This window comes from Bacillota bacterium, assembly GCA_018333655.1.
Taxonomy (GTDB): Bacteria; Bacillota; UBA994; order UBA994; family UBA994; genus BS524.
In genome coordinates this window covers 1-4,691 of record JAGXTJ010000054.1, presented here as the reverse complement: position 1 = coordinate 4,691, position 4,691 = coordinate 1, and the positions used below count along the sequence as shown (strand labels likewise).

Sequence of the window (4,691 nt, the reverse complement as noted above, 5' to 3'; positions counted from 1 at the left end):
TTCTGAATAAGCTGTGACCAGTTTTTATCCTTTACACCGCTGTCAGTTAAAGAGTAGTTGGCGTCAAGCATGAGCCCTATTACTCCTGCAATAGACGGAGCAGCCATGGAAGTCCCACTCTGGCTCACATACCCTGTCGAGCTAGTGTGAGAGGGAGCATTGATGTTGGCACCCGGCGCGGTGATGTTTGGTTTAGTGCGGTTGTCGGCTGTGGGCCCCCTACTAGAAAAGGCTGCCAGTGCCCATCCTCTGTCACCTGGGGCATGAAGGGCGCCCACCGTAATGGCATTAGCGGCGGCAGCAGGGGACCCTGTGGTGCGAAGTGCCGGACCTGAGTTGCCTCCGGCGACAACCATGATAATGCCGTTGTTAACCGCATTGTTTACAGCTTGAGATAAACTATCGGTACCGTCAGATGACCCAGAGGAGCCTAGGCTCATGTTGCCAACACGAATATTGAAAGTGGCTCTGTTGTTAATCATCCAATTGATGCCATTTATAATCTGCGTTGTATTACCAGACCCCTGCCGATTCAGAACCTTGATCCCTACTAGGGCCGCACCAGGCGCTACACCTATGTCCACGTTGTTGCCTTCTCCCGTGCCGGCGGCAATTCCAGCCACATGCGTTCCATGACCTTGGTCATCGTAAGCCGTTGTCCTGCCATTGATGGCATCGAACCAGCCGATGACCTTGCCACCGTCTAGGTCCACATGACCCGCATGAATACCGGTATCAAGAATTGCGATCACGACATCGTCTCTTGAATAGGTAAGCCTATTGCCGTCGCGATCACCGCACACAGCATATGTACTACGTGCCGCTTGAACCCCGGTCCACGTTGTGGCCGAGCCCAAGCCGAGAGCATGGTATGTGCGCTCCAAGTCTATTCTCTGAATAAAAGGATGTCTGGCCATAGCTCTAATGCGCCCCGGAGTCATATCCACCGAGAAACCTTGAATAGCATGTTCCCAGCGACCCTTCAGCTCAGCAGCACCAAGCGAGAGGTCGTGCAAAACTTCGTCCTGAGGGGCTCTGTCGAGAACAACAATAACGGATATCTTTTCACCAGGGCTTCTCTTTGCAAGTAAGTCGTCGAGATCGTCTGAAAGCTTGTTGCCATCGAGATCGCCGTAGAATGGTACGTTCTCTTCAAGGATGGTAACTTTGGCGCCTGATGTTACGACCAGCGAAAGAACACAAGCTACAATTAACAACATAGTTATTAATTTACGCGACATTACCACAACTCCCTTTACGCTTATATTTTTTACTACCGAAGAGACCTGATGCTGCTCCGCATTGGCCGACAGGATTTGCTTAGCGAGTTATCCAGTTTTGGTATAGAAGATATCCACCTCCTTTGCATATGGCCCGCCCAGCCCTACTTCTCAAGTCCTTTTGGTTCGCCTCGGATCAATATTCGCCGTCCGTCCGTCCGATACTCGTATTCGTCGTGCCCACAAGTGAGCACTATGGCATATCCCCGTGTGAGTACTTGGGCGTACATCCGATCGGGTTCCGGCCAGCCAAGGCTGGCGTCAGGCCACGTCATTGGAGTAACCCTTCGCAGGCTTATTTCGCTATAGTTCACCTTTAACCAGTCAGCCAAGTCTGCCGTCGCTCGCCGAACCGCTCGGGCAGCCCCAGTCCAATGGCGCCGATTAAGAACCCCGAGCATACCATCCACGACGCTACCCGAGTCGTTAGGCATGCTACCTCGCCCCCACCGCGCGTGCCGCATTGATGCGACCTCCAATAGGCTGGTCAGTTACGATCGGATCGACGGTCGACTGGATTCGGTCGCGAACCGCAGTGTTGCTCGTCCCCCACGGAGCAGTCCAGACCAGTCCCGCCAACCCGGCTACAAAGGGGGCCGCCATGGAAGTAGCGCTCATCAAGGTATACTGGTCGGCCCCGAGCGATGACCGAGGGAAGGTCGACACGATGTCCACAGCCGGCGCCGCCCAGATGATGCCGTTGGCAACCCATGACCACGTGCCTCTGCCATCGTCGCCTAGTACCTTGCCGTTCATAAGCACCGCGTCAAAGCCCATTCCCGCTATGCCCCCGGGCGTTGTTGGTGACAGCAGCGGCAAGGCCAGCAACATGGGTGACGTAGCCGTTCCGGTCACTCACGGTGAGGCTGGTCGTGAAGTTCTGGGCGGCCACCACCTTGGGATTGATGTCGCCATGGCCCGCATCGATCCCCATATCGAGTATGGCTATGCGTATCGTGGAGTTATCCCGGGTTACGCCCCAAGCCAGAGTGGCTTCGACCCTAGCCAGACCCCACTGGTCGGGCAACATCGGGTCGTTGGGCGTAAAGCCTAGAGCATGTACAATGCCGTCCATTTCCGCGAAAAGCACGTTGGGGTTTGCGCGATATCTGGCTGCCGCGCGGAGTTCGTCTCCCGCGGGCACCTGCACCACTTGAACCCCGATCCGTTCGAGAGTCTTCAGCACCTGTCCTTGATTGAGCCTGTGGACCGAGGCAACATCAAGCGCGTGTGTCCCGGGACGGAACCCGACGAGAATTTGGCCTTGGACGAACGCAGTCGTCAATGATGCGTCCACTTGCGGCGAGACCCCTGCGATTCCAGTGAGACCTAACACCAACGCAAGCACCAGAGAGACTGCAATGGTCTTAAAGTGCAGTTTCGTAAGCATAAGCGTATGTCTCCTTGCAATGGAAAATCCGAGCGGTTTAGGCTGTCCAAGATAGAATCGCCTTCAATCTTGCTGAGCCCCTGTCATTCTTCTGCGTGTGCCAAGGGGTCGGCAGGGTCATTGTGGGTGATCACTGCCCCTGTGAAGTCGTGCCAAGTAGAATCATGGGCGGATGCTTTTCAAGTGCCCTAATGACCAAGGGGGCACTAGCTAAAAGACGGCTTACGTGGCGGAGGGGGATCAAGTAGCGGGACAAACTCCGAAACCACGAGTTGTGGGGCTTCATCAAGGGGAGTCGTTGGGGGAACAAAGTGTGCGACTACAATGATGCTAAGGGCAAGCAGGGGTACAAGCACTGACGCAATCGTTTTTTTCATGTGATCCCCTCCAAAATTCAGTTAATTCATTTTAAGCATATTATAGCTCTGTTTGCAATCCTGTCACGTGCCAATGATAGTGTCGCTTGACACTAAAAGGCCCCGCTCCGAATAATGGAGGGGGCTATGGTTCTAGTAGGGAGCATCTGCTGCTAACAGGTTTTGCCTTGCACGAGAGCATACGCTTTTCTTAACAAGGTGTAAACCTCATCGACCGAGCTGGCTTTCTTCAGTAGCTCCGCCCCAAAAGCTAGTGCATCAGCCGCATCCCTAAAGCAATCTATACCTGCAGTTCTTGCGTCATGCCAGCCCGACATCGTCATTTCGCATGCGATGGGTAATCCTAGCTAAGGGGTCCCGCCATATAAGGTAGTCACCTGCTGTTTGAACCACTCCAACGCGTCTTTAAAGATGATATTCATCTCTCTATTGCTGGTGTTGAGACCAGCATATATGCCGTGGTCGATTGGCACCCAAGCACTGCTGACCGTAAATCCGTAGACAACTAGGCGTCCGTCGCTGCCTGTCGTGCTCTGTGCTACCACAAACATTGATGGCTTCCCTAGCTCCCTCTCCGTTTTGTCTAGGACGTCTTGCTGTAATTTGCTTGTTTCCTCGGCACTTATACCGACCTGAGTGTGGCGCAGCATCAAAGCAATGCGGCCTGCTCTGAGAGTGTATCTGTCACCACCCCCCTCCACTGTGACAGGGGAAGGGGTCCCTTCCCAAACTCGGATTAAGTCGTTGATCTGGGCGGAAACTGCATTGTCAATTCTACCTCTCATGGCGCCGACGCCGAGTCGATTAACTACGATGACTGAAATCAGCAACATTGCCAAAATGACCCCCAGTCCCAGTAAGGCCCGCCTTACATTCCATTGCCGTCCCGAAAACAGATCCATTATTTGATCCTCCTTGTATAGTATGAGCAGCATAAGCTTTGCGAGCCGCCACAAGATCAACAATCGTGTGGCGGCCTAGCTCTAACCTATCGGGCAGGTGTCACTAGTAGACAACAGATAGTTGAAACACGTGGGCGAACTCTCGCAGATCATCACCAAAAAGCCGTGGGTTACGATATCTCACATCTGTTCTTTGCTCAAGCAATCGGTATGTGCCTGGCGCGGCGGGCGCGATTGTTCGCACTGCGCTTCCCGGCTCCATTCCCCCGGAAGTCGTTTGGCTGGCTGAAGTGTTGAATAGTTGTTCCCAACGCGCTCGAGGCGGCACCAAGATGCTTAGATCGTTTGTGGTCACATTAGGTTGAGTGTAGCTCCAAGATAGGGTGGCGCTTGCTCCCTCTGTCCCTCCAGCTAGAGATACTCCGATTGTTTGGCTTCCACTGATTGTCCCTAAGGGATCCCTGTCGATCATTTCAGCGCCGAGCTGGCCCCAGCCCCAGTTCTGTTGCGGGATCTGTCTATCGTTTCGCCAAGTCGAGTTGTATGCGACTATCCCTGGTGTAGTTGTAGCCCACTGACGTACAGCAAAAAAGTCGTGCGCAGCGGATCCATCATTAATATAATGTCCCCATGAAACTAGACAAAATTTCCGAAATTCTTAGTGAGCCTGATATAATAAAAGACAGGAAACTGTCAGGAAAGAAGGTTCGCGAAAATGGGGAGAAGAAGACAATTTACAGCT

6 protein-coding genes are annotated in these 4,691 nt (G+C 53.4%); 1 reads left to right on the top strand and 5 read right to left on the bottom strand.

Going from position 1 to position 4,691, the window contains the following annotated elements:
* The 3 genes from KGZ92_09830 to KGZ92_09820 all read right to left on the bottom strand — a co-directional run.
* A partial coding sequence (locus KGZ92_09830; protein ID MBS3889562.1) for a S8 family serine peptidase occupies positions 1 to 1,241 on the bottom strand: 1,241 nt, incomplete at its 3' end.
* A 143-nt stretch (positions 1,242 to 1,384) separates the two neighbouring features.
* Positions 1,385 to 1,714, bottom strand: coding sequence for a hypothetical protein (locus KGZ92_09825; GenBank protein ID MBS3889561.1), 330 nt, complete (start codon positions 1,712 to 1,714; stop codon positions 1,385 to 1,387).
* 1 nt (position 1,715) lies between these two features.
* On the bottom strand, positions 1,716 to 1,946 hold the full coding sequence (locus tag KGZ92_09820) for a S8 family serine peptidase (protein ID MBS3889560.1): 231 nt from the start codon (positions 1,944 to 1,946) through the stop codon (positions 1,716 to 1,718).
* Between KGZ92_09820 and KGZ92_09815 the strand changes: the two genes are divergently transcribed.
* Positions 1,882 to 2,334, top strand: a complete 453-nt coding sequence (locus KGZ92_09815; GenBank protein ID MBS3889559.1) for a hypothetical protein — start codon at positions 1,882 to 1,884, stop codon at positions 2,332 to 2,334. The two genes, KGZ92_09820 and KGZ92_09815, sit on opposite strands and share 65 nt — an antisense overlap.
* 542 nt (positions 2,335 to 2,876) lie before the next feature.
* Here the strand turns inward: KGZ92_09815 and KGZ92_09810 are convergent.
* Positions 2,877 to 3,047, bottom strand: a complete 171-nt coding sequence (locus KGZ92_09810) for a hypothetical protein (protein ID MBS3889558.1) — start codon at positions 3,045 to 3,047, stop codon at positions 2,877 to 2,879.
* A 347-nt stretch (positions 3,048 to 3,394) separates the two neighbouring features.
* Positions 3,395 to 3,949: a hypothetical protein gene (locus tag KGZ92_09805; protein ID MBS3889557.1), complete on the bottom strand. Its 555-nt coding sequence runs from the start codon at positions 3,947 to 3,949 to the stop codon at positions 3,395 to 3,397.
* Positions 3,950 to 4,691 lie beyond the last annotated feature (742 nt).

Excerpts from the sequence above, each read along its gene's own strand:
- KGZ92_09815 (MBS3889559.1), top strand. The coding sequence starts at position 1,882 with ATGGAAGTAGCGCTCATCAAGGTATACTGGTCGGCCCCGAGCGATGAC.
- KGZ92_09825 (MBS3889561.1), bottom strand. The coding sequence starts at position 1,714 with ATGCCTAACGACTCGGGTAGCGTCGTGGATGGTATGCTCGGGGTTCTT.
- KGZ92_09805 (MBS3889557.1), bottom strand. The coding sequence starts at position 3,949 with ATGGATCTGTTTTCGGGACGGCAATGGAATGTAAGGCGGGCCTTACTG.
- KGZ92_09810 (MBS3889558.1), bottom strand. The coding sequence starts at position 3,047 with ATGAAAAAAACGATTGCGTCAGTGCTTGTACCCCTGCTTGCCCTTAGC.